Consider the following 22,418-nt stretch of genomic DNA (forward strand, 5'->3'; position numbering starts at 1 on the left):
TCTACATGGCGCCAGGCGCTTGGGCTGCGGCAGTTGGCAGCAAGACGCGTCGGGGAGACCCGATGCGCCTTGCCTGCCTCGCCACCGCGCTGGTGATGCTGGGCTTCGTGCTGCGCTGGCTACTGGCCCCCGACAGCGATCTGCTCTGGAAGGCGCTCTACATCCTGTGTGCGCTAGACGGGGTCTATATCCTGACGCTGGGCCGCGCCTATGGCCGAGGCCCTCGTGTCGGTTAGCGGGGCGGCGGTGCAGGCCGCGATCCCCGTTGCCACCGGCTTCACCTGGACGACCGCCGCGGTCGGCCTGCTGAACCTGCTGGTCGGCGGCGTGCTGGTCGCGATCATCCGCAGCCGGCCGGCGCTCAAGAAGATCGCCAACGAACGTGAAGCCAATCTGTTGAGTGAGCGTGCGGAAGAGATGCGTGAAATGCGAGAGCGGATGGCCAAGCTCGAAGCCCAGATGGCGGCCAAGGATGCGCAGCATGATGCCGAGCGCGCATCCGACAGGCATCGCATCAACAACCTCAGCCAGTGCCTCGACATGTTGCTGGGCCTGATCGAACAGGATCCGAAAAAGGCTGCCGCCGCCGCCGCGCGCGTGAAAGCGATGCGTGAGAAGCAGATGGAAGCTGAGGCATTGGAGAAGGCTGCCATCCATGCCGCCGCCATTGCCGCAACCGGAGTAGCGGCGGAATGACCGGACCCGGCTGGCCCACCGAGCGGGGCTGGTATGCGGTCGCGCTGTTCGTGCAGACCGGTGCGATCCTGGCGATGATCGCTGCCTTCCCCGAACTGCGGCAGGACGAGTTCTTCAAGTCGCTGGCGACCGCGATCGTCGTGACCGGGTGGATCGGCTTCGCAGTCGGCATGCGGGACAATGCGGCCGAGCGGCGGCAGACGGGCGAAGCGGTCGCTGCGGTGCATGAGATGGCGAAGAGCCTGCCGAATGCGCCGCAGCCGGATGTGACGCTGCAGCCGGGCGAGACGGCGCAGGCCGCCTCGCCACCGTCGACCGCTCAGGACAGCTGATTTTCCCGGCCAACTGCTGCTATGGTGCCGTCTCGTAGACGGCGCTCAATCGGGCCGGCTTCCCGCCAGCGCGCTGCTCATATTCGCGCGCCAACGCCTCATGCGCATTCCGGACTGCCGCGTCTGTCGCCAGGGCTGCGCGTTCGCGCTCCTGCGCCGCCCGCCGGCGGTAATAGGTCGAATCGTTGTCCATCGCTGAACCACACCTTTCTCCCCACGATTGGAAAAATAGCGCAGCTAGAGACGTGTGCAATTAATCGCGATCAAGCGCGTGATGAGCCGTTTCGGCTGCGGGATGACTTACTGAGGAACCGCCCCGCCGTCAGGGTTCCTGGGGAGGATAGTCGACGGGGCGGCCGACGCGTGTCGCCGCGTCTGCTTTGACACCTCAGGAAGTGCCGCTGCGCGCTGATCGTAGCGCGGTCGAAACGTCCAGAAAAGCGGAGAAAAATATGACGAAGGTTATCGAACCGGCGTGGCTGGCGTTCGCCCGCACGCTGGTCGGCACCCGAGAGATCCCGGGCCGCACGCATAACAACAGGCTGATCGACTTCCTGAACACGGCCGCCCGCTACAATGGCGTGCGCTGGGTCGATGACGAGATGGCCTGGTGCGGCGGCTGGGTCGCGGCGGTGCTGCTCGCTAGCGGCATCCAGCCGGTGAAGCTGGCAGCGCGCGCGAAGAGCTGGGCCGAGTTCGGCGTCCGGCTTCTGCCCGATCGGCTGGCACCCGGCGCGATCCTCGTGTTCGGCCGCGACGGTGGCGGGCATGTCGGGTTCTATCTCGGCGAGGATGCCACGCACTACCATGTGCTGGGCGGCAATCAGTCTGACATGGTCCGCATTTCTCGGATCGCAAAGAACCGGCTGATCGCCTCGCGCTGGCCGAAAGGTGTGCCGGTGCTGGGCGGCCCGGTGAAGATGAGCGCAAGCGGTGCGCCAGTGACGAGCAACGAGCGGTGATCGCCTCGCCCACCGCGCTGATCGGGGGCGGCCTGCTGGTGCTGGCGGCGCTCGGCGTTGCCTACTGGCAGGGGCGCGTCGATGGCGGGAACGCGGTCAGCGCCAAAGTCGTGAAGTCGCTCGAACGTGCCGAGAAAGCCCGCCAGCGCATCGCCACCGCGGTCGATGATGTCGCCAGCCGACATGCCGCCGCGGGCATCGCGCAGACCACCGAGACAAGGGAGATCTACCGTGAGACGATCCGGATCGTGGACCGCCCCGTGTATCGCAATCAGTGCGCCGATGCTGATGGCGTTCAGCTGCTCGACCGTGCCCGCGCCAACGCCAACCGTGGGCTTGCCGGCAGCGCTGATGGCGGAGCCGCCCTTGCTGCCGGCGATGCCGCGCAACGCTGACGGCACGCTATCCGGCGCGCAGTGCCTGGTCGGCGGGCTCGATCTCTATTCGACCGCCGGTTTGATCCGCCTGCAGCTTCTGGCACTGCAGGCGGCCGAGCGGGCGCGGCGCTGACCGGATTATTATCTCAGGCGGCGCGACAAGCTTGCCGCGGACTCGTCCAGTTGCGCGCGATTGTTGCCGTGCTCAGCAATCAGTTGTCGAGCCTGTTCGGCGCTGATTCCATGTTTCTGGGCGAAGTTGTTTACTTCGTAATCCTCGCTACCGGAAACGGTCGCGCGATCGCGGGCACCTACATTGCTCTTGTCATCGGACATGGCGTGTCTCCTGGTTGAGACCGCCAAAACGACTCACTGGTCAAATGGACTCATCGCCAAGCGCCGCGGTGTGCTCGTAGTGATCGCGTGCCGCGCGCATGATGTCGGCCGCCTCGCGCCACACCCGACGAAGCCGCTCGACCTCGTCGGGGTCCAAGCGCTCGCGCGCCTCCTTGCCGGCTTTCTCGATAGCATACAGCGCCAGCCCGAAATAACGGTTGATCATCTCTAGCGCCGCCAGCCGATCTGCGTCGCGCTCCGCGATCGGCTCGCTGTAATCGTCCTCCTCGATTTTAGCGGGGGCAGTCAAAAACACGATCCCACTGATTGGGTCACGTGTGGCCTCGTCTGCCTCAACGGCATCCTGGAAGGCCAGCAGGCTGGAGCCACGCCAGGGACCGAGCGGGCGGCCGAACGTTGTCGCGCGATAGCGGGTCATGCCGGAACAGGCAGTCGCTCAATCTTTTCGCGATAGGCCGCCCGCTTGTCGCGTTCCTTCTCCAGATCGTAGGCGTGCTGGTAAGCGATCAGCAGGTCGGCGACGGCATCGTTCATAAGCGCGCCCAGCTTGTAGGCCAGATCGCGCGATACGTCATACTTGCCGGTCAGCACGCCGTGGAAGCCAGCGCGATCGACGCCGATCCGGCGCGCGGTCTCGGCAACGCTCAAGCCAAACTCCGGCAGCAGCGTGTCACGAATGAACCCGCCCGGATGCTGGGTCAGGGGCGGCACGGCGTTGACGATCATGTCGGCCACCTTCTCGATCTTGTATTCTGCGGTGTCGCGCTTGGACATAGTTGTCACTCCTCTACCCTAGCAGGTGTAGGGCGGCGCTCAACAGATAGCAAGTGAAAAGTTGAGCATCGCTCTACAGAGCGGGGCGGGTTTCCCGCCCGCGCCCGGATCAGTGATAATCTTCGTAGTCCAGCAGGGCGGCGGTTTGCGCTTCAATGTCGACAATGAAGGTCAGGCGATAGTTGCGGGTGACGGTCAGGCTCCAAGTGCCCCGGCGATCCCCTGTCAGTTCGTGGGCTTTCCATGAGGGCACCGCGTTCAGTTCGGCGGGGTTCGTCATGACCCGGATCGCAATTAGCATCTGCTGGACCTTGCCGAATTGCAGGGCGTCGAAGCCCTTGACCGAGGTCAGCGTGTCGTCCTCGACCATCGCCTTAACCCGCTTGTCCCGAACCGAAATGATCTGCATGTCCGCCTCCGTCGCCGTTGAGTGATACTCTACAGCAAGCGCGGTCCTATGCAAGAGAAATGTTGAGCGTTGCTCTACATAATTGTCATCGTGTAGAGAGCCGGACGTAATTGCGGGCTAGACGATCCGATCGACAGACTAGGTCAACCTGCGTTTGAGGATGTCGCTTGTTCGAAAGTAAGGATTACGTCTTCGTTCACGAGAAAATGCGCGGCCCCGAACCGACCATTTGCGCTCGATATGGACCCGCGTGCTGAAAGATCCGAACCCTCGAAGCTCAACGCGCCCTGACGCGACCAGTTGTTCGATAATGGCTTCGAAAAATAGGTCGACAATGCGTCTCACGTCTTTCTTCGAGAGGCCTGGGTTCTCAAGCGCCAAGCGCGCCACGAGCTCAGAATGTGTCATTTGCCCCTCGGCTGGGTGAAGCGTGGACGGTCCCGCAATTTAAGCGCTCCTAACATCGCGACTTCCTGGAGTGAACCGGAGCGAATTTCCGAAGACACGTCCGCCGGCCACTGGAAGATATTCCAGTGAAGGCCGAGCGGGGGTGCCGGGCTGCAACCCGGCAACCAGCGGGGGGGATAATCCCGCTACTAGCGGCCGGCCAGCCGCATCGCCCCGCACCTGCGCAACAGGCGGGGCCTTCCTGAAGGCAAATCCCACATGGAGTCGAGTCTAGTTCCTGTCCGGCCCGTTCGGCCGGCAGCCGCCTACCTTGGCGGCAAGCGCGTCCTGTCCAGCCGCCTTGTCCGCATGATCGATGCGATCGACCACAAGACCTACGTCGAGCCGTTCGTCGGCATGGGCGGGGTGTTCCTGCGCCGCACGCGCCAGCCGTCGCTGGAGGTGATCAACGACCTGTCCCGCGACGTGGCCACGCTCTACCGCGTGCTGCAGCGCCACTATCAGGCGTTCTTTGACATGCTGAAGTGGCAGCTGGCGGGCCGCGCCGAGTTCGGCCGGCTGATGTCCACGAATCCCGAAACGCTGACCGACCTGGAGCGCGCGGCCCGGTTCCTCTATCTCCAGCGGCTGGCGTTCGGCGGCAAGGTCGAGGGCCGCACGTTCGGCATAAGCCGCGATCTGCCGGCGCGCTTCAACCCGGCGCGGATGGAGGAGACGCTTGCTGATCTGCACGATCGGCTGGCCGGCGTCGTGATCGAATGCCTGCCCTATGCCGAGGTGATCCGGCGCTATGATGGGCCAAACACCCTGTTCTATCTCGACCCGCCCTATTGGGGGAACGAGGCCGACTATGGGCCGGGCACCTTCGCGCGCGAGGACTTTGAGCGGCTGGCCGACCAGCTCGCGCAGATCCGCGGCCGGTTCATCCTGTCGATCAACGCGACCGATGGCGCGCGGGAGGTTTTCGGCCGCTTCGCGATCGAGGAGGTGGATTGCACCTACACGATCTCGCGCGGGAATGGGGCGAAGGTGCGGGAGCTAATCGTTAGCGGGGTTTACGATACAGGCAATTCGGGCTTTAACGACGCCCAGACGCTGCATCAGGGGGGCGGGGTTGGTCGATGACGACGACGATCGAACTCAGCATCGCCGGCCGGGGCGAGAATGATGCTCCGCGGTTGGACGATCTTATTGGGCAGCTCCAGGACTTTTTCAGCATGGTGAACGGGGTGGCCGCGTCCATTGCCGGCGACGACATTCAGCGTTTCGACTGGCAGGTCATCGGGTTAAGCAAAAATAGCCCAGCCCGCATAGTGGTCGAGGCAGTCCCAACACCGGGACACGCAGAAGGTCCAGAGCTTGCTGCTGCCGCGCGCAATGCCACGATGGTGGGCCTATATGAGTTAGCGGTGAGCTCTGACCGTCCTGTCTATTTCTCCGACAATGTGATCGAGGCCGCCGACCGATTTGCGCGGCGACTGTTTCGCGGTTTGGCCGAAACGAGGATTGAGGGTGGCAATCTCACGGCGCTGCGAATGGCGCCGACAGAAGCGTCTCGGGCGATTAATAACATTACGCTTATCACAGAGCGCGCCCCGGTCAGCACTTACCGCGAGCTTGGTAGCGTGGAGGGCTACATTCAGAACGTGGGCACCGATGGCTATGGGCGCCCCTATATCATCGTGAAGTCTCGCGTCAGCGGCGCTGATGCTCGCTGTTTTCTGTCCGGCGACGCATTGCGGCAGCTCGAAAGCACGCCCGTAGCAGAAGTGGTTTGGCGACAACGCCGGGTCACTGCACGGGGGCTGTTGCGATATCGTTCGCCCGGCAGATTGAGCAGCGCTGAAATAGACGAACTGGTTTTCGAAGACAGTCGGCAGCGCCTGCCGCAACTGAGGGATATTATTGATCTGAACTTCACCGGCGGTGCGAGCTCGTCCGAATACCTGGAGAGGGTTCGCAGTGGTGAAGCCTAAGCGCCTCGCATGGGACTCATGCGCTTGGATCGCGACCATCATTCAGGAAAAATCGCCGCTGGCTGACGGGGGCGTCGAAGATCGAGCAAAGCTTTGCAATCACGTAATTGAACTCGCGGCAGCCAAAAAGGTTGAGATCGCCACTTCCGGCTTATCTCTCACCGAAGTATGCCGCGGAGTAGCCAACGATGATCATGATGCGATGGTTGATTTCTTCCGGAACGAATACATCGTTGTGGTGCCCGTCGATCATTACGTCGGCACCATCGGAAGGAAGCTGATGCTATCCGGTTATGCAGGGCTCAAGCCCCCTGATGCTATTCATCTCGCGTCGGCTTTGGCTTGTTCGGCCACCGAATTTCACACCTTCGACGCCAAGCTATTGAAGCTCGACGGCAAGATCCCCCGGCTTGACACGGGCTATCTGCATATCTGCAAACCAACCTCTCCGCCGCCGACACTGTTCTAGCCCCGCAGCGCCCCCACTGCCGTCCGCGCCAGCTGCCGCATGATGTCCTGCCAATAGCCGGCCTGCTCCCACGGCCAGTCGTCCAGCGTGCCGTGCCGCCGACTTTCCCATAGCTCGATCGCGACATGCTCGATCAGCGCGTCGTGGTCGTTCGCGGTGCAGAGGCGGCAGCGGTGGCCGGCGGGTATGTCCCGCCCGGCTATCGGGAGGCCGGGCGGGACTGTAACGACCCGAGCGTCACGTGGGGTGAGCTCCCGTCCTTCATAGCTAATAGCCGTTAACGCTGAGTTACCGTCAGGCACGGGCGGCGTGGTATTCGTTGATTGGCGGCGCGCAGTCCGCGATCCAAGCCCGCTCGGCATCGTCCAGCATCTCGAACATGTCGGGCTCGGCACCCATCGACTGAAGCCGGGTGCGGACGGTCTCGGGGTCGGCATACCGCGGCAGTGCGCGATCGGCCTTCGCCGCCTTCGCCAGATCCGAATACCATGCCTTCGCGTCGGTCTGGTTTACCAGCCAAGTGCTGAAGGCCTCGCCTGCCGTCTCATATCGGGCATCCATGATCCTGATCCCTGCTTGCCGACTCACTTCGAATCCATATATCTGTTCCCGCTCTGTTCTACAATCGGAGCGGCCGGGATGAGCTTGAGCGGGTTCAACATCGGGGTGGTTGGCGGCAGCCATCGCAACGCAGACGGCGCGCATCGCCAAGCAGAGATCGCGCGGTGCGTGCCAGGTGAAGTCATCTTCCTGCGCCGGGAGCCCAGCAATCCTTTCGACCCGGCGGCCGTGGCCGTCTTCAGCTGCCGGAACGTGCAGGTCGGCTATATCTCGCGAGAGCGCTGCGGCTGGATCGGATCGAAGATCGATCGCGGCTACAAGGTGAAGGCTTGCGTCGAGCGGATCAATTTCCGGGATCTTCCCGGTGAACTGCTAAAGCTGGTGATCGTGGTGACGATGGATGGCGAGGAGCCGGTGGCTGGCAGGGGCGTCATCGCCGACCGTCTGCCTCGGCCGCGGCCGGCGCTTATAGTCAAGCATGCGCACCCGAAATCTGGGACCGCATTGGGACCGCAAATCGGGTGAGATTTGCGGTCTCAAGCTGGGTTTCGCGTCAGTTTGTCGCGGAATCTCGCTTGCGGACCGTGATCCAAGTGCAATCGCACTGCAGAGGTCAGGGGTTCGATTCCCCTCAGCTCCACCAGCCCCGCACCGTTTCCCGACCTTAGCAATCAGCCGATCGCGTTCCAGGCGAGTGCGATCTCGGCGATGATCGTGCGCGCCTGATCGGCCGGCTCCGGCGTACGCGTGCTGGCGGCGTCGTTCAGCAGCCGGCGGGTCTCGCGATAGACGCGCGACAGCGCCGCCGTCATATCCGGCGCGGCATTCGCATCGAGGCTGCTTTCGAGCGCGGAGATGATGTTCAGCGCACGCGGATGCGCGGCGGCGGCGTGGACGTTCCCGCCCTGGCGCAGCGTGGTGCGCACCAGCCCGATCGCGTTCAGCAGCTCTTCGTAGAGGATACCGATCAACCGATGCGGCGAGGCGGCCTCGATCCGGCTGGAGAGGTCGATCGTGCGATAGGCGGCGCCGGCGCCGGCCTGGGGGCGGACTGTGGTGTACATGATGCGCTACTCAGTTGCTCTTCGTCCACAGGGCGATCTGCTGTTCGAGATAGCTCTGGGTGGCCTTGATCGCGGTCATCCGCGATTCCATCGCGGTGAAATTCTTGGTCAGCAGCGCCTCATAGGCATCGCTGCGCAGTTCCAGATCGGCCTTGGCATCGGCGATCGACTTGGTTTCCTTGTCGAACGTGGCCTGGGCCGTGGTCAGCGCGCCGCTCCGCCCGCGCAAGCCGTCGCGGATCGACTGCAGCGCGCCGCCCAGGCCGAGATCGATGCTGATCGTGGCGCTGGTGATCGCGCCTTCCGGCCGCAGCACCAGCCCGGCCGCCGCAGATGAGGCATTCGCGCGCAGCAGTGCCCCGATCGGGGTGGCGGCGATGCCGTCGATCATGCCAGATGCCGGCGTCTCGCCGACCTTGGGGGTGACGTTGGTCACGGTGTAAGTGCCGGGCTTCGCCTTGCCATAGGCGGAATGGATCACGAGCAGCGGATTGTCGCTGCGCTGGGTGGGATTGAACAGAGCCTCTACCCCGTCCGGATCGGCTGCCAGCGCGGCCTGCAGCCGGTTGGTGTCGAGCCGCAGCGATCCGTCGCGATTGGTGGCGACGCCGATCTCGGCCAGCGTCTTCATGCCAGCCGCCCCTTCGACCAGCGCCATCGTCGGGATCTTGGAGAGCTGGCGCCGCATGTCGCGGATCGCGCTGTCGCCGCGCAGCGCGCCACCGCCGGTGCCGTCGCTGGCGCCGGACGCGGTCGCCTCGTCCAGGATGGTCTCGAGTTCGTTATAGGCCGCCACGAAATCGCCGAGCGCTTGCGTGATCGCCTCGGTCGGCCGCTGCGATCCCATCGTGACGACGGTGCCGGGGGCGGCCTTGGTCAGATCGATCTGCATACCGGGCACGAGATCGGCGATGCTGTTGGTGGCGCGCGCCACATCCACCCCGTCGAGCTTCAGCAGCGCATCCTGCGCAGGCAAGCGCTGGGTCATGCTGGCGGTGGTAAAGCGACCGAGCGCGTCGGGATCGCCTGCGGTAAGCTCGGCAGTGAAGGCCTGGGCGGCCCCGCTCCTGCCCTTCAGCACGAGCTGCGCACCGCCGACGCCGCTGACGACGCTGGCGGTGATGCCGGTGCCGGAACTGTTGATCGCCTGGGCCAGTCCGCTCAAGCTGTTATTGCTGCCGTCGATGACGACTTCGATCGCCGGGCCGCCGCCGACCGAGAAGGAAAGCGTGCCTTCACCCACCGGCGTGGCGGCGGTGGCGAGCGCAGTCGAGACCATCGATTGCGCTTGAGCGAGCTGAGTGACTTCGATCTCGGCGGAGAAATTCCCGAGCCGCGATCCCGGCAGTGCCTTGGCGCTCAGGATGCTGGAATTGGAAACGGTCGGCTGGCTGAACAGGCTGCCCCCCGCGATCAGCGAGGACAGCGCGGTGGCGAAACTGTCGATCGCGCCCGAGGCGGTGCCCAGCGCGGAAATCTTGGCGGCGTTGGTCTCGGTCCGCCGGGCGATCAGCGCATCCTTGCCCGCGCGCTGCGCCGCGGCCAGATCGCTGACCAGCTTGCCTGTATCGATGCCCGATCCGATGCCCAGGCTTGCCGCGATCGAGGTTACCATGTGCTGCCCTTCGCCATCCCTTCCGTTAACGGCGCAAAGGAGAAGGGTTTAAGGCCTTAGCGGGCGCCCTTCGGTATCGAAACGCGCATCGGGCGGCACTTCGACATCGGGCTGCACGGGATCGGCGTCGAGCGAGCGATCGAGGTTGAAGACGAACGCCAGCACGGTCGCGACCGCGAGGTACAGATCCTCGCGGATCAGCTGGCCGGTGCGGGCGGTGTAATAGAGCGCGCGGGTCAGTTCGGGATAGCGCAGGATCGGCACGGCATGCTCGTCGGCCAGCTCGCGGATCGCCTCGGCGGTGGCGTCCACGCCGCGCGCCACCACCGTCGGTGCGGCGTCGGTGTCGGGACGGTAGCGCAGCGCCACGGCGAAATGCTCGGGATTGACCAGCACCACGCTCGCCTCGGCGATCGCGGCACGGGCGGAGGCGCGCAGCACATCATGCTGGCGGCGGCGGATCTGCGCCTTCAGCTCGGGGTTGCCTTCGGTCTGCTTGTGTTCGTCGCGCACTTCCTGCTTGGTCATGCGCAGCCGCTGCATCCGCTGGACCAGCTGGGCGGGTACGTCGATCAGCGCGATGCCGGCCAGCCCCAGCGCCATGATCAGCACCGCAGCCAGGAAGATATCGCCGACCGCGCCGATCGCCGCGCCGATATCGCGCGAGCCGAGCGAGACCAGTTCATCCGCGCGGCTCATCAACAGCCACACGCCGATCGTGCCCAGCACCGCGACCTTGGCCATCGCCTTGACCAGTTCGACCAGCCCGGCCGCGCCAAAGATCCGCTTCATGCCGGACATCGGGTTGATCTTGCTGGCCTTGAACGCGAACGCTCCTGCCCGGAAGCCGAGCGAGCCGAGCAGCGCGGGCCCCGCGACGGCGGCGAAGATTGTCAGCGCGAACAGGGATGCCAGCGGCAGCGCGATCCCGGTGATCAAATCGCGCGCCACGGTGGCAGGATCGAACGTCTCGATCGCGCCGACATCGAAACTCAGCGCCTCGCGCATCATGTCGGCCAGCGCGCCGATCATCCAGGGGCCGGCCAGCGCGAACCAGGCCGCACCCGCGATGACGACCAGCGCAGTCGCCAGATCGCGGGATTGCAGGATATCGCCCTGTTTCGCGGCATCCTGCCGCTTCTTGGCGGTAGGATCCTCGGTCTTCTGGTCGTTGTCCGGCGTGTCGGCCACGGGCGCCTCCGCCGATCAGTTCAGCGCCAGGCCGCGCGCGAAGGCAAGCCCCGCCTGCAGGCTCTGCACGATGCCGTCCGCTAGAACCGGGGTCGCGATCGCCAGCAGCACGACGCCGGCCATCAGCGTGGCGGGCAGGCCGACCGCGAACAGATTCAGCGCCGGGGCGGACCGCGCCAGCATCGCCATCACCAGTTGCACCAGGATCAGCGCGAAGCCCACCGGCAGCGCGATCGCGAGCCCGGCGGCGAACAGCTGGCCGCCGAACAGCACCAGCCCCCAAATCGGCTGTGCGCCCAACATCTCACCGCCGGGCGGCAGCGCGCGATAGCTTTCGAAGATGATCGTGGCGAGCAGCAGGTGGCCGCCCATCGCCAGGAACAGGAAGGTGCCGAGCACGGTCAGCAACTGTCCGATCGCGCCGGAAGACTGATCGGTGGCAGGATCGATCATGCTGGCGAAGCCTAGCCCCATCGCGTTGGCGATCGTCTCGCCCGCCACCAGCGCGGCCGAGAATCCGATCTGCACCGCGAAGCCGATCGCGAGCCCGGCCAGCACCTCGCCCGCGACCAGCATCACGCCCGCGATGGTGGCGATGCCGCCCTCCGGCAGCGCGAACGGGGTCGCGGCCATCGCCGGGATGCCGATCGCCAGACTGATGATCAGCCGCACCTGCAGCGGCACCGCAGGCGCGCCGAAGATCGGGGCGGCCAGAAAGGCGGCGCCCGGTCGGATCATCGCGATCAGCCAGATCCACAGCTGCGCTTCGAGCCCGGCAAACCCGGCGGGCATTACCGCAGCTGGTCCGCGCGGCCGCGCATCAGCGCACAAGATCGGGGATGCGGGCGAACATCTCGCGCGTGAAATCGGCCAGCAGGATCAGGATCGACCCGCCGAAAATGGCGAGCGCGATACCGACGATGATCAGCTTCGGCACGAAGCTCAACGTCTGCTCGTTGATCGAGGTTGCGGCCTGGATCATGCCCAGCACCAGCCCCGCGACCAGCGCGGGCACCAGGATCGGCGTGGTGGCCAGCGCCAGGATCCACAGCGCCTGTTGCGCCACGCCGACGAAATAATCCTGGTCCATCGCTAACCGCCAGAGAAGGACGCGGCGAGGCTGCCCATCGTCAGCGCCCAGCCATCGACGAGCACGAACAGCAGCAGCTTGAACGGCATCGACACGATCGAGGGCGACAGCATCACCATGCCGAGCGCCATCAGCGTCGAGGCGACGACGAGATCGATGATCAGGAACGGCAGGAAGATCAGGAAACCGATCTGGAATGCGGTCTTCAGTTCGGAGGTCACGAACGCGGGCAGCAGGATCGAGAAGGGCACTTCGCGCTGGTTGCGGAAGCCGGGCACGTTGGCGAGATCGGCGAACAGCTTCAGGTCGGTCTGCCGGGTCTGGCGGATCATGAAGCCGTGCAGCACGTCGCCACCGCGCTGGATGGCATCCTCGATCCCGATCTGGCCGGCGCCATAGGGGGTGTATGCGGTGCGGTTGATTTCGTCGATCGCGGGCCGCATCACGAAGATCGACAGGAACAGCGCCAGCCCCACCAGTACCTGGTTGGGCGGCGTCTGCTGCAAGCCCAGCGCCTGGCGCAGGATCGACAGCACGATGATGATGCGGGTGAAGCTGGTCATCATCAGCACCAGCGACGGCAGTACCGTCAACAGGCTCATCAGGACCAGGATCTGCAGGCTCAGCGACAGCGGCCGGCCATCGCCGGACACGGTGTTGAGCGCCCGATCGATCGCGCCGGTCTGCGTGGCCTGCGCGAAGGCGGGGGTGGCGAGGAGGAAGACGACGAGGAGGAGGATCGGCAGCCCGACCCACTTCGTTATTCCCGCGCAGGCGGGAATCCACTTTGCGGCTTGGCGTGCGGTCATGGATCCGCCACTCACTCCGGCACCAAGAACAGCGGTGGATTCCCGCCCTCGCGGGAATGACGGGACCATGGGTAGCGCCACCCCCTCAGCCATTGAGGTCGAACTCGGCGACCGGTGCCTCGGTCTCGCTGATCAGCGTCACCTGCCCACGCGCGACCGCGACCAACAGATGCTTGCCGCCGAATTCGATCACCGCCAGCCGCCCGGTCGCACCCAGCGGCACGCCGTCCACGATCTTCACGGCGCGCGGGCCGCGCTTGACGACCATGCCCGGCTGCACCCGGCGCCACAGCCAGATCGAAGCGAAGGCGAGCCCCGCCACCAGCGGGACGAGGATCAGCAGCTTTAGGATATAGGCGGTCATCACCCGCGCCGCTCGATCCCGGCCAGCCGGGTATCGGGCGCGACGACATCGACGATGCGCACCCCGAACCGGCCGTTGACGGTCACCACCTCGCCGCGTGCGACCAGCGTGCCGTTGACGAGGATGTCGAGCAGCTCGTTCGCCTGGCGATCAAGCTCGACGACGCTGCCCTCGGCCAGGCCCAGCAGCTCCGACAGGCGCAGCGAGGTCGATCCGACCTCGACCGACAGCCGCAGCGGGATATCGGCAAGCAGGTGGAAGTTGCGGCCCGACAGGCTGGACGGCGGCGCGGCCGGCACCTCGTCTTCGAACTCGCTCACGCTCCCCCTCCGATCTTCTCGATAACCATGGCGGCGCGTCCCTCGCGCTCACCGATCGTGCCCTGTGCCAGCTTGCGCCCGGCCACCGCCAGCGGCACCAGCGGCGCCAGCGTGATCGGGATGATGTCACCCGGCTTCAGCGCCAGCAACTGCGATACCGACAGCTCGGGCCGCGCCAGCACGCTGCGCACCGGCATCCTGACTTCGGCCAGCGCATCGGCCAGCCGTTCGCGCCATTCGGTATCGGGCGGGCCGGCATCGTCCTGCACGCGCGCCGCCAACATGCTTTCCACCGGCCGCAGCGACGCCATCGGATAGACGATGCTGATCGTCGACGGCAGCGCCGCGCCGGGCGCGATCGCAAGCCGGTGGACGACTACCGTCTCCTCGGGCCGCACCAGCGAGGCATAGGCGGCGTTGGTCTCGCGCCCGGCCAGCTGCAACGTCAGCGGCATCACCTCGGCCCAGCCTTCCTGCAGCTTCTCGGCGATCTGGTCGGCCAGCCGCGTCGCCAGCCGCTCCTCCGTCGCGGTGAATTCGCCCCGGCTCGCCGCCGAACCGCGCCCGCCATAAAAGCTGTCCACCAGCCGCGACACGAACGCCGGGTCGATCACCACCATCAGGCTGCCCTTCAGGGGGCGCATCCGATAGAGATTGAGCGAGATGAACGCGGGCAGCGCCGATCGGAACGCCTCGAACCGCATCGTCGTCGGCGGCTCCGCAGTCACCTGCGCCTTGGCATGCGCCAGCGGTTCGATCAGCAGGCGCACCTGGCGCGCCAGCCTGTCACCCAGCCGCTCGAGCCCGCCCAGCCGCACACCCTGCCGGGCGGCGGTGTCGCCGAAGACGTGCGGGCGCACGTCGCCTTCAGGCGACGACTGGCTCACGCGCGCGGTCTTCAACGCATCACCCTCCACATCCGGCATGGTTAACGGGTTCATTGGACGATGAAGCTCGTGAAATAAACGTCGTCGATGCCGCCGAAGCCTTCTTTCTCGCGCAGAACCTCGTTCACGGCCTGGGTGAGGTGCTTCTGCAACGCCTTCTTGCCCTCTGGCGTGGTGATCGCGACCGGGTCCTCGTCGCCCAGCGTCATCAGGATCGCGGATCGCACCGGCATCTCGTGCTTCTTCAGATTGTCGATCACGCGACTGTCGTAAAAGGTCGAGACGCCGAGCGCCACCTGCACCAGCGCATCCGAATCACGCAGGTTCGCGGTGAAATTCTGCTCGATCGGGTAATAGGTCGCCTCATAGCGATCGCCGCCCGCCATGCCGGGCGTCGGCCGGCCATGCCCGGCTGCCGCCTCGTCACCGCCTTCGGCCGATTCGCCATGGCCGCCCTCGCCTTCGGCCGCCTTCTCCTCCTTGCCGTCCTTTTCGGCGGCGGTCGGATCCTCGGCGCCCTTGGGCACCAGCTGCGGCTTGTTCGGATCGACGGCGTGGCTGGGGCCGTCGCTGCCGCCGATCATGCCGCTGCCCGATGCCCACAGGCCGGCGCCGACACCGCCGCCCAACAGCACGACGGCGCCGATCACGGGGATCAACAGCTTCTTGAACTTGCCCGGCTTCTTCACCGGCTTGTCGGCATCGTCGCTCACGGTCGGGTTTCCTTATGCGAATCGGTCGCTGGGGGTGGCGGCCGTCGCGGGTCCGCCGGTTGGGGTGATCTCAGGCCTGAACTGGGTTGCCGGCGCGGCGCGCTGCCAGGCCGGTTGCTGGTGACGGCCGCCGTCATGCTGCTGGCCGAGATCGACATGCGTCTCGGCGATCCGCAGTCCTTGCGCGCGGGCTTCCTGCACCAGCCTGGGCTGGGCATCGGCCAGGATCTGGCGGCTTTCCTCACTGTCGCTGGTCAGCCGGATCGCGGTGCCACGATCGGACTGCTGCAGCTCGACCCCGATCGCGCCCAGCGTATCGGGCGTGACCGCGAACGACAGCTTCGCGCCGGGCGTGGCGGCGCGCACGATATCGCGGGCCAGCGCATCCAGCGACTGCGCGTCCTGCTCGGCCGAAAGCCGGTGCGCGAGCACCTGATCGGCGGTGTCGGGCAGTGCCACTGCGTCCACATCGGCCGGCCGATCTTGCTGGGCCGCCGTCGCCGCGGCGACGGTGACGAGCGTGGCGAACGCGGCACGCTCGCCGCTCGCTGGCAGCGACGGGAGGGTATCGGCGTCGGCTTCGGGACCGGCCCGGGCGGCGTCGTGATCGATCGCCGAGGGCTCGACTGCGCGACGCGCCGGCGCTTCGATCCGCGACGCCCGGGCGACCACGACAGGCGCGGCGGCCTGATCGACGACCGGCAGAAGCACGACGACGGGGATCGGGATCGCGGGGGTTGTGGACTGGGCTTCGGGCGCGGCGGTGGGGGCATCGTGCGCGTCCCTCGCCACTTCTGCGTCGAGCACCTCGTCGACGACCGGCGGCTGCGCCGCGCCTGACTCATCGAGCGGGCTCCCAAAAAATTCGGGGGAGACGGGCTTAGTGGTCCCGATCGCGGCGACAGGCTGCGACGGAACTTCCGCCGGTGCCTGATCGGCCGGTTCGGGGGGCAGGTTCGGATCGTCCGACAGCGGGGCCGTCGCGAAAGGCGCGGCAGCCGCAGGCGGCATCGTCACCGGTGCCACCGCTGGCTCAGCAGCTTCGAGCGGCACGGGTGCCGGAGCCAATCGAACGGGCGAAGCCCTCACCTGCACGGCCGGCACGGCAATCGTCTTCGGAGCGGCCGGGTCGGTCGCCGGGTTTTCGGCGGTCGCGACCGGCGGCACTGTCGGCTGTGGCAAACCGACCAGCGCGACCGGAACCTTGCGTGGGGTCGGCCCGGCGCGACCGGGTGCTGCTGCGGCAACGGCCGTCGTCTTCATGACCGCCTTCGCCGGGGGCTGCTCGTCGGACAAGATGGCCGGGAGACCGACCTCGGGTTCCGGCTCGAGGCTTGCCAGCAACGCCTTGGCCTGATCCGCAGGCGCGGCCACGGGCGGCGGCGGCGCGGCGTCCACCGTTCGCGGCGCGTCGACACGTGGCGTGGGGATCGCGATCATCATCGCGGCGAAATCGATCACTGGCGGCGGGCCGAAGCTCGTCGCCGCAAGTGGCGCGGCCGGCGCGACCGTTTGAAAGCTGGTCGGGATCATGCGTCGCGCTCCGTGTTCGGGGTACGCGGACGCGGCAGCGCGGCGCGCTTCGCTTCCGCCTTCGCCTCGGCGGCACGGACTGCGCGCGCACCCAGCCGCTCGGCGCTTTCCTGCCGGATGCGGGCCGCGATCCGCAGGGCCGCCTGCTGTTCGGCACTGGCGCGCGCCCCCACGATGCTGTCGGTCAATCCGTCGCGCACCTGCGCGAGCCGGCCGATCATCTCGGCCCCGCTCGACAGATGCTGGCCAGTGCCGTGGCCGACTGCAGGCGTCATCTGCGCGCTCAGCAGCGCCAGCCGCCGCTCGGTCGATTCCAGCTGCTCGACCCGCGCTTCGGCGCGCGCCGCCTCGGCGCTGGCCAGGATATGCTGGATACTGCGCACACGCGCGATCCGCTGGCGGCGGGCGACGAGGCCGGTCATGATCCGAACCTGCCGATCAGCGCCGCAGTCGCGGTATCGGCATCGACCTGTTCGGATGCCGGTTGGACGATGAAGTCCATGAGTTCGCCATGGCGCGCGATCGCGGCGTCGATGCTTGCATCGCTGCCTTCGCGATAGGCGCCCATCAGGATCAGGTCGCGATTTTCTTCATAGCCGGACCACAGCCGGCGGAAGCAGGCCGCGGCGCGGGCATGATCGGGGCCGACGATGTCGCTCATCACGCGGCTGAGCGAGCGGCCGACATCGATCGCGGGGAACACCGCCTTTTCCGCCATCGATCGGCTGAGCACGATATGCCCGTCCACAATCGCGCGCGCGGCATCCACGATCGGATCGTCGGTGTCGTCGCCATCGGCCAGTACGGTGTAGAGAGCGGTGATCGATCCGCCGGTGCGCGCATCGGCGCCGGCGCGTTCCACCAGCCGCGGGATCAGCCCCAGGGCGGACGGCGGATAGCCCTTGGTCGTCGGCGGCTCACCCAGCGCCAAGCCGATCTCGCGCTGCGCATGGGCGACACGGGTCAGGCTGTCGATCAGCAGCAGCACGCGCAGCCCCTGCTCGCGGAAATGTTCGGCGATCGCGGTCGCGCGCATCGCGGCACGCAGCCGCAACACCGGCGGATGATCGGCCGGCACCGCGACCACGACGCTCTTCCTGCGGACCGGTCCGGACAGCTTGGTAGCCAGAAAGTCGGCGACTTCGCGGCTGCGCTCCCCGATCAGGCCGACCACGATCACATCGGCATCGGCGCCGGCGATCATCTGGCCCATCAGCACCGATTTGCCGACGCCCGATCCCGCCACGATCGCGATCCGCTGGCCCACGCCCGCGGTGAGCAGCGCATTGACTGCGCGCACACCCATGTCGAACGGCTCGGTCACCCGCGCACGGTGCAGCGGGTTGCCGCGCACGCCCGCGATCGGCCATTTCTGGTGAGTGCCGATCGGCCCCATCCCATCGAGCGGTGCGCCCAGCGCATCGACCACGCGGCCGAGCAGCGCATCGCCCACATCGGCCCACCCGCCCGAGCGATCGGGCTCGACCCGCGCGCCGCGGCTGTGCGGCGCATCGCTGTCGAGCGCCATCAGCAGCGTGCGGTCGCCACGGAACCCCACCACCTCGGCACGCGCCGCATGGCCGTTGGCGTCGATCACGCGCACGCCCGCCCCTACCGGCAGGCTGAGCCCGGTCGCCTCCAGCATCAACCCATCATAGGCGATCAGCTTGCCGACGCGGCGCGGGGCCACATCGGCGATGTCGAGCGCGGCCAGCATGGCGCGCGCGTTGTCGGCCAGCGCAGTCGTCATCGCGGTGCCCCCAGCCGATCGAGCGCGGCACCCAGCTTTTCCAGCGCGACATCGGGGCCGGCCTCGATCCAGCCGTCATTGGTCTCCAGCAGCGCAGTGCCGGGCGCCAGCAGCGGATCGCCGACCAGTTCCACCGGTAGCCGGGCATCGGCCAGCCGCGCGACATCGTCGGGGTGCAGCCGCATCCGGCCGGGCACGCTGGCTTCGGCGATCAGGCCGGCCACCTGCTCGGCGCGGCGCAGCAGCATCGTCTCGTCGATCGCGACTTCGCCGATCGCCTGGCGCACCAGCCGGCTCACCGTTTCCGACAGCAGCAGCGCCAGATCGCGCGATGGTTCGGGCTTCAGCACGGTCAGCGATTCGGCCAGGATCGCGAGCGAAGCGCGCTCGGCTTCCAGTTCCACCTGCGCGGTGCGCAACCCCTCGTCGAAGCCAGCGGCGAACGCGGTCGCCTCGATCTCGGCGGGGTCGATCACCGTCGCCGGCGCGGCCGGCTCGGCCGGCTGCACCTCGGCCGGAAGCTGCAAGCGCGCGGACAGCGGCACGAAACCGGCCGCAGCATGCGCCGCCGCGTTCGGGAAAAGGGCCATCGGCTCGATCCGTCGCGGCTCAAACATAATCGTCGCCCTTGCCGCCCAGCATGATCGTGCCGGCTTCGGCCAGGCGGCGCGCGGTCGCCAGGATCTCGCGCTGGGCGTCCTGCACCTCGGCCAGGCGCATCGGCCCGCGATCGTTCATCTCGTCCTGGATCGAGGAAGCGGCACGGCTCGACATGCAGCCGAACATCCGGTTGCGCAGCCGTTCGTCGGCGCCCTTCAGCGCCACGATCAGCACTTCGTTGTCCACCGTGCGCAGCAACGCGCCCAGGCTCTTCTCGTCCAGCTCCATCAGATTGTCGAAGACGAACATCTCCTCCTCGACCGAGCGGGCGAGCGCCTTGTCCATCTTGCCCAGCGTGCGCAGGATGCGCTGGTCGGTGCCGGTACGCGTGTTGTTGATGATCTTCGCTGCCTCGGCCGCGCCGCCGCGACTGGAAACCGCGCCCGATGTCTTGCGCGCCACCTGGCGCAGCAGGATCCGCTCGAGATCCTCCAGCGCCTCGGCCGGAACCGGCCCGAGCGTCGCGATCCGGTAGACGATGTCACCCTGCAGATCCGGATCCAGCAGTTGCAGCACATCGGCCGCGATCGGCGGATCGAGATGCGCCAGCACAAGCGCCGCCACCTGCGCATGTTCATGCTCGATCAGCGCCGCGATCGCCTGCGGATCCATCCACTTGAGCGAGTCGAGCGTGGAAATACGGGTGGCCGGCGTAATCCGGGCGAGCACGCCTTCGGCACGCTCCGCACCCAGCGCGCGTTCCATGACGCCGCGGATTTGGGCATCGCCGTTGAAGCCGATCGTGGTGCGTTCGCGGGCGCGGGACAGGAACAGGTCCAGCACGCCGTTCACCTGGCGCTCGGACACGTCGGTGACGCCGAACATCGCGCCGCCCAGCTGCTGCACCTCGTCCGGATCGAGCCGCGACAGCACTTCGGCGGCCTCGGCTTCCTCGAGCAGCATCAGCAGGATCGCGGCCGCTTCGCCGCCCTGCGGCACGGGAGCGGTGGCGGTGGCGACGTCAGCCATTCTGGTCCTCACTGGTCTTCATGTCGGACCGGATCAGATCGCGCACGACGAGCGCGGCGCGGGCCGGGTCCTGGCGGACGAAATTGCGGATCAGCTGGGCACGCGCCTCATAGCTGTGTGCGCCCTCGATCATGTCGAGCGTCACCATCGGCGCGCCATCGTTGGAGATCGGGCTCGCGGCCACTGCGGCGGCCATCTCCTGCCCGATCTGCTGGCGCTGGGCAGTGGTGACGGCGGCCTTCTCGGCCTTGGCGGCCTTGGCCTTGCCCAGCAGCGGGCGCGCCACCCCGAACACGATCAGCGCGGCAACCAGCAGCGCGGACAGGTTGCGCGCCACCATGCCGACCCAGGAAGCCTCGTACCACGGAGTCTCCTCGACCATCTCGGTCGCGAAAGCGCGGGCGGAAACGGCGATCAGATCGCCACGCTGCTGATCGAAGCCGACCGCGCCCTTCACCAGTGCCTCCAGCGCGGCGATCTCGGCCTTGCCACGCGGCTTGCCGTCGGGGTTCTTCAGCGCGACGGCCACCGACAGCCGCCGCACGGTGCCGACCGGGTTGCGCGTGACGGAGACTTCGCGGCCAAGCTCGAACGTGCGGTTGAAGGTTTCGGAGGTGCGATCCGCCGGCACGGTGCCAGGCGTGGCCGTACCGGCCGTGCCGGCCGCAGCCGCGGTGGCGGGGGCCGCCCCCGGGGCGCCGGCCGGCGGCGTCGCCGGCGGTGCGGCGGGGTTGTTGGCGGTGACCGTGGAGGCGCCCGGCGCGCTGTTCGACAGATAGCCCGGAATGCCCATCGCGGCCTGGCCCGGCAATTCCTTCGCCCAGCCGCCCTGTTCGGCGCGGACGACCGCGGTATCCTTCGGGAAGCTCTCGCGCGTCGCCTGGGTCTCGGTGAAATCCAGATCGGCGTGCACTTCCGCGGTGAAGTTGCCCGCGCCGACCAGCGGGGTCAGCAGCTTGGTCACGGCTTCCTGGTAGCGCTGCTCGATCTGCTGCTGCAGCTCGACCTGGCGGCTGGCGGCCTGCGCCGCGGGATCGCCGCCGCCGGACGACAGCAACCGGCCAGATTGGTCGACGATCGAGACATTGTCGGCATTCATACCCGGCACCGATGCGGCGACGAGCTGCGCGATCGCGCGGGTCTGGGTTTCGGAAAGGGTGCGTCCGCCGCGCAGCTTCAGCATCACCGACGCCGCCGGTGCGGACCGATCGCGCAGGAACACGCTGGGCTGTTCCACCGCCAGATGCACGCGGGCGCTTTCAACCGAATCGATCGTCTCGATCGTGCGCGCCAGATCCATCTCGGATGCGCCGCGCAGCCGCTCGCCTTCCACCGCGCGGCTGGCGCCCATCGGCATCGAATCGAGCATGCTGGACGCGCTCGGCGCGCCCTTGGGCAGGCCGGCCTGCGCCAGCAGCATCCGCGCCTGATGGAAATCGTCTTCGCCAACCGAGAGCGCACCGGTGCCGCTGTCGATCTCGTAATCGATCCCTGCGCCCTTCAGCGTATCGACCATCGCGGCCTTGTCGCCATCGTCCAGGCCGGAGAACAGGTCGCGCTGCGGCGGGCTGGCGAGCGTCGCCCACGCCAGCGCGGCCGCCCCCAGCACACCCACCAGCATCGCGGCCGGCAGGCTCTTGGCGACGGCGGGCTGCGCCATCACGCCACGGGCGCGTTCCAGCAGCGATCCCATGCCGGGGCCGGCGGCAAGCCGCGGCCCGGTCGTGGCGAGGGCGGTTCCGCCCGGAGAGGCAATGATCTCGCTCATGTCAGACCGGCATGCTCATGATATCCTTGTAGGCGGCCAGCAGCTTGTTCCTGACCTGCAGCGTCGCCTGGAAGCCGACCGACGCCTGCTCGCGCGACAGCATCACCTGCGCGATGTCAGTGATCTCGCCGCGCTCGAACGCGACCGACTTGGCCGACGCATCGGCCTGCAGCGCGTTCACCTGATCGAGCGCGCCCTTCAGCGTGCTCGTGAAATCGGCCGGGCCCGCCTGCGGGCTGCCGGCGGGCGCGATGCCGGGGGCGGCGCCGGGGGTGCCGGCGGCCTTCTGCAGCGCTTCGTTCTTCTGCAGGATGGCACTGCGCATCGCCATCAGGCTGGATGTGTCGATCCGGGTCATCGCTCA

At 67.1% G+C, this 22,418-nt stretch carries 34 protein-coding genes; 10 read left to right on the forward strand and 24 right to left on the reverse strand.

The window, feature by feature from the left end:
- The first annotated feature begins 62 nt into the window (after positions 1-62).
- From ABC347_RS11000 to ABC347_RS11010, 3 genes are read left to right on the forward strand one after another with little or no spacing between them, the layout of a single operon-like run.
- On the forward strand, positions 63-236 hold the full coding sequence (locus ABC347_RS11000; RefSeq protein ID WP_413245773.1) for a hypothetical protein: 174 nt from the start codon (positions 63-65) through the stop codon (positions 234-236).
- Complete coding sequence (locus ABC347_RS11005; RefSeq protein WP_413245774.1) at positions 211-696, forward strand: hypothetical protein; 486 nt, start codon at positions 211-213, stop codon at positions 694-696. The genes ABC347_RS11000 and ABC347_RS11005 overlap by 26 nt, the downstream gene beginning before the upstream one ends.
- The gene (locus ABC347_RS11010) at positions 693-1,028 is read left to right on the forward strand and encodes a hypothetical protein (RefSeq protein ID WP_413245775.1); all 336 of its coding nucleotides are present in this window, start codon (positions 693-695) and stop codon (positions 1,026-1,028) included. Before ABC347_RS11005 ends, ABC347_RS11010 begins: the two co-directional genes overlap by 4 nt.
- A gap of 19 nt (positions 1,029-1,047) precedes the next feature.
- Here the strand turns inward: ABC347_RS11010 and ABC347_RS11015 are convergent, their stop codons facing one another.
- On the reverse strand, positions 1,048-1,221 hold the full coding sequence (locus ABC347_RS11015; protein WP_413245776.1) for a hypothetical protein: 174 nt from the start codon (positions 1,219-1,221) through the stop codon (positions 1,048-1,050).
- Positions 1,222-1,480: 259 nt separating this feature from the next.
- Here ABC347_RS11015 and ABC347_RS11020 point away from each other — a divergent pair, with 259 nt between their 5' ends.
- Genes ABC347_RS11020 through ABC347_RS11030 form a run of 3 tightly spaced genes read left to right on the forward strand, consistent with a single transcriptional unit; the run spans position 1,481 to position 2,500 of the window.
- Positions 1,481-1,990, forward strand: a complete 510-nt coding sequence (locus ABC347_RS11020; protein ID WP_413245777.1) for a TIGR02594 family protein — start codon at positions 1,481-1,483, stop codon at positions 1,988-1,990.
- Positions 1,987-2,385, forward strand: a complete 399-nt coding sequence (locus ABC347_RS11025) for a hypothetical protein (protein ID WP_413245778.1) — start codon at positions 1,987-1,989, stop codon at positions 2,383-2,385. The genes ABC347_RS11020 and ABC347_RS11025 overlap by 4 nt, the downstream gene beginning before the upstream one ends.
- Positions 2,369-2,500: a hypothetical protein gene (locus tag ABC347_RS11030; protein WP_413245779.1), complete on the forward strand. Its 132-nt coding sequence runs from the start codon at positions 2,369-2,371 to the stop codon at positions 2,498-2,500. The genes ABC347_RS11025 and ABC347_RS11030 overlap by 17 nt, the downstream gene beginning before the upstream one ends.
- 8 nt (positions 2,501-2,508) lie before the next feature.
- On the opposite strand, the gene ABC347_RS11035 is transcribed toward ABC347_RS11030, so the two are convergent.
- The 5 genes from ABC347_RS11035 to ABC347_RS11055 all read right to left on the reverse strand — a co-directional run bounded on the left by ABC347_RS11035 (position 2,509) and on the right by ABC347_RS11055 (position 4,315).
- A complete protein-coding gene (locus ABC347_RS11035; RefSeq protein WP_413245780.1) occupies positions 2,509-2,703 on the reverse strand; it encodes a DUF3606 domain-containing protein in 195 nt (64 codons plus the stop codon).
- Between the two features lie 40 nt (positions 2,704-2,743).
- Entirely contained in the window at positions 2,744-3,142 is a 399-nt protein-coding gene (locus ABC347_RS11040; protein WP_413245781.1) for a hypothetical protein, read from the reverse strand.
- Entirely contained in the window at positions 3,139-3,459 is a 321-nt protein-coding gene (locus ABC347_RS11045; RefSeq protein ID WP_413245782.1) for a helix-turn-helix transcriptional regulator, read from the reverse strand. The genes ABC347_RS11040 and ABC347_RS11045 overlap by 4 nt, the downstream gene beginning before the upstream one ends.
- A gap of 148 nt (positions 3,460-3,607) precedes the next feature.
- Positions 3,608-3,907, reverse strand: coding sequence for a type II toxin-antitoxin system RelE/ParE family toxin (locus ABC347_RS11050; protein ID WP_413245783.1), 300 nt, complete (start codon positions 3,905-3,907; stop codon positions 3,608-3,610).
- A gap of 138 nt (positions 3,908-4,045) precedes the next feature.
- Positions 4,046-4,315, reverse strand: coding sequence for an HU family DNA-binding protein (locus ABC347_RS11055; protein ID WP_413245784.1), 270 nt, complete (start codon positions 4,313-4,315; stop codon positions 4,046-4,048).
- A 258-nt stretch (positions 4,316-4,573) separates the two neighbouring features.
- Between ABC347_RS11055 and ABC347_RS11060 the strand changes: the two genes are divergently transcribed.
- Genes ABC347_RS11060 through ABC347_RS11070 form a run of 3 tightly spaced genes read left to right on the forward strand, consistent with a single transcriptional unit; the run spans position 4,574 to position 6,760 of the window.
- Positions 4,574-5,440 carry a DNA adenine methylase gene (locus ABC347_RS11060; RefSeq protein WP_413245785.1) on the forward strand — a complete coding sequence of 289 codons (867 nt, stop codon included), beginning with the start codon at positions 4,574-4,576 and terminating at the stop codon, positions 5,438-5,440.
- Positions 5,437-6,291, forward strand: coding sequence for a hypothetical protein (locus ABC347_RS11065; RefSeq protein WP_413245786.1), 855 nt, complete (start codon positions 5,437-5,439; stop codon positions 6,289-6,291). Before ABC347_RS11060 ends, ABC347_RS11065 begins: the two co-directional genes overlap by 4 nt.
- A complete protein-coding gene (locus ABC347_RS11070) occupies positions 6,281-6,760 on the forward strand; it encodes a type II toxin-antitoxin system VapC family toxin (RefSeq protein ID WP_413245787.1) in 480 nt (159 codons plus the stop codon). The genes ABC347_RS11065 and ABC347_RS11070 overlap by 11 nt, the downstream gene beginning before the upstream one ends.
- A 294-nt stretch (positions 6,761-7,054) precedes the next feature.
- On the opposite strand, the gene ABC347_RS11075 is transcribed toward ABC347_RS11070, so the two are convergent.
- On the reverse strand, positions 7,055-7,321 hold the full coding sequence (locus ABC347_RS11075; RefSeq protein WP_413245788.1) for a hypothetical protein: 267 nt from the start codon (positions 7,319-7,321) through the stop codon (positions 7,055-7,057).
- 84 nt (positions 7,322-7,405) lie between these two features.
- Between ABC347_RS11075 and ABC347_RS11080 the strand changes: the two genes are divergently transcribed.
- A complete protein-coding gene (locus ABC347_RS11080) occupies positions 7,406-7,846 on the forward strand; it encodes an HIRAN domain-containing protein (RefSeq protein WP_413245789.1) in 441 nt (146 codons plus the stop codon).
- 146 nt (positions 7,847-7,992) lie between these two features.
- Here ABC347_RS11080 and ABC347_RS11085 read toward each other — a convergent pair whose 3' ends face one another.
- The 17 genes from ABC347_RS11085 to fliE all read right to left on the reverse strand — a co-directional run bounded on the left by ABC347_RS11085 (position 7,993) and on the right by fliE (position 22,412).
- Complete coding sequence (locus tag ABC347_RS11085; protein WP_413245790.1) at positions 7,993-8,385, reverse strand: flagellar export chaperone FliS; 393 nt, start codon at positions 8,383-8,385, stop codon at positions 7,993-7,995.
- 10 nt (positions 8,386-8,395) lie between these two features.
- Complete coding sequence (fliD, locus tag ABC347_RS11090; protein WP_413245791.1) at positions 8,396-10,000, reverse strand: flagellar filament capping protein FliD; 1,605 nt, start codon at positions 9,998-10,000, stop codon at positions 8,396-8,398.
- Between the two features lie 48 nt (positions 10,001-10,048).
- Positions 10,049-11,191: a flagellar type III secretion system protein FlhB gene (gene flhB / locus ABC347_RS11095; RefSeq protein WP_413245792.1), complete on the reverse strand. Its 1,143-nt coding sequence runs from the start codon at positions 11,189-11,191 to the stop codon at positions 10,049-10,051.
- A gap of 15 nt (positions 11,192-11,206) precedes the next feature.
- Positions 11,207-11,983 (reverse strand): flagellar biosynthetic protein FliR, encoded by a 777-nt coding sequence (fliR, locus tag ABC347_RS11100; RefSeq protein WP_413245793.1) that lies wholly within the window; start codon positions 11,981-11,983, stop codon positions 11,207-11,209.
- Between the two features lie 28 nt (positions 11,984-12,011).
- Positions 12,012-12,281: a flagellar biosynthesis protein FliQ gene (gene fliQ / locus ABC347_RS11105; protein WP_413245794.1), complete on the reverse strand. Its 270-nt coding sequence runs from the start codon at positions 12,279-12,281 to the stop codon at positions 12,012-12,014.
- Between the two features lie 2 nt (positions 12,282-12,283).
- Positions 12,284-13,090, reverse strand: coding sequence for a flagellar type III secretion system pore protein FliP (gene fliP / locus ABC347_RS11110; RefSeq protein WP_413245795.1), 807 nt, complete (start codon positions 13,088-13,090; stop codon positions 12,284-12,286).
- 85 nt (positions 13,091-13,175) lie between these two features.
- Positions 13,176-13,454, reverse strand: coding sequence for a FliO/MopB family protein (locus ABC347_RS11115; RefSeq protein ID WP_413245796.1), 279 nt, complete (start codon positions 13,452-13,454; stop codon positions 13,176-13,178).
- Entirely contained in the window at positions 13,454-13,774 is a 321-nt protein-coding gene (gene fliN, locus ABC347_RS11120) for a flagellar motor switch protein FliN (RefSeq protein WP_413245797.1), read from the reverse strand. The genes ABC347_RS11115 and fliN overlap by 1 nt, the downstream gene beginning before the upstream one ends.
- Entirely contained in the window at positions 13,771-14,700 is a 930-nt protein-coding gene (locus ABC347_RS11125; protein WP_413245798.1) for a flagellar motor switch protein FliM, read from the reverse strand. Before ABC347_RS11125 ends, fliN begins: the two co-directional genes overlap by 4 nt.
- A gap of 11 nt (positions 14,701-14,711) precedes the next feature.
- The gene (locus ABC347_RS11130; RefSeq protein ID WP_413245799.1) at positions 14,712-15,374 is read right to left on the reverse strand and encodes a flagellar basal body-associated FliL family protein; all 663 of its coding nucleotides are present in this window, start codon (positions 15,372-15,374) and stop codon (positions 14,712-14,714) included.
- A gap of 12 nt (positions 15,375-15,386) precedes the next feature.
- Positions 15,387-16,907 (reverse strand): flagellar hook-length control protein FliK, encoded by a 1,521-nt coding sequence (gene fliK, locus ABC347_RS11135; RefSeq protein WP_413245800.1) that lies wholly within the window; start codon positions 16,905-16,907, stop codon positions 15,387-15,389.
- Positions 16,904-17,329 (reverse strand): hypothetical protein, encoded by a 426-nt coding sequence (locus tag ABC347_RS11140; RefSeq protein WP_413245801.1) that lies wholly within the window; start codon positions 17,327-17,329, stop codon positions 16,904-16,906. The genes fliK and ABC347_RS11140 overlap by 4 nt, the downstream gene beginning before the upstream one ends.
- Positions 17,326-18,657 carry a FliI/YscN family ATPase gene (locus ABC347_RS11145; RefSeq protein ID WP_413245802.1) on the reverse strand — a complete coding sequence of 444 codons (1,332 nt, stop codon included), beginning with the start codon at positions 18,655-18,657 and terminating at the stop codon, positions 17,326-17,328. The genes ABC347_RS11140 and ABC347_RS11145 overlap by 4 nt, the downstream gene beginning before the upstream one ends.
- Complete coding sequence (locus ABC347_RS11150) at positions 18,654-19,247, reverse strand: FliH/SctL family protein (protein WP_413245803.1); 594 nt, start codon at positions 19,245-19,247, stop codon at positions 18,654-18,656. The genes ABC347_RS11145 and ABC347_RS11150 overlap by 4 nt, the downstream gene beginning before the upstream one ends.
- Before the next feature lie 19 nt (positions 19,248-19,266).
- Positions 19,267-20,286, reverse strand: coding sequence for a flagellar motor switch protein FliG (gene fliG, locus ABC347_RS11155; protein WP_413245804.1), 1,020 nt, complete (start codon positions 20,284-20,286; stop codon positions 19,267-19,269).
- Positions 20,279-22,054 carry a flagellar basal-body MS-ring/collar protein FliF gene (gene fliF, locus ABC347_RS11160; protein WP_413245805.1) on the reverse strand — a complete coding sequence of 592 codons (1,776 nt, stop codon included), beginning with the start codon at positions 22,052-22,054 and terminating at the stop codon, positions 20,279-20,281. The genes fliG and fliF overlap by 8 nt, the downstream gene beginning before the upstream one ends.
- Before the next feature lies 1 nt (position 22,055).
- Positions 22,056-22,412 (reverse strand): flagellar hook-basal body complex protein FliE, encoded by a 357-nt coding sequence (fliE, locus tag ABC347_RS11165; protein WP_413245806.1) that lies wholly within the window; start codon positions 22,410-22,412, stop codon positions 22,056-22,058.
- Positions 22,413-22,418: the final 6 nt, after the last annotated feature.

The sequence above is a fragment of the Sphingomonas canaveralia genome, assembly GCF_047238125.1.
In the GTDB taxonomy this organism is placed as follows: Bacteria; Pseudomonadota; Alphaproteobacteria; order Sphingomonadales; family Sphingomonadaceae; genus JBDFMH01.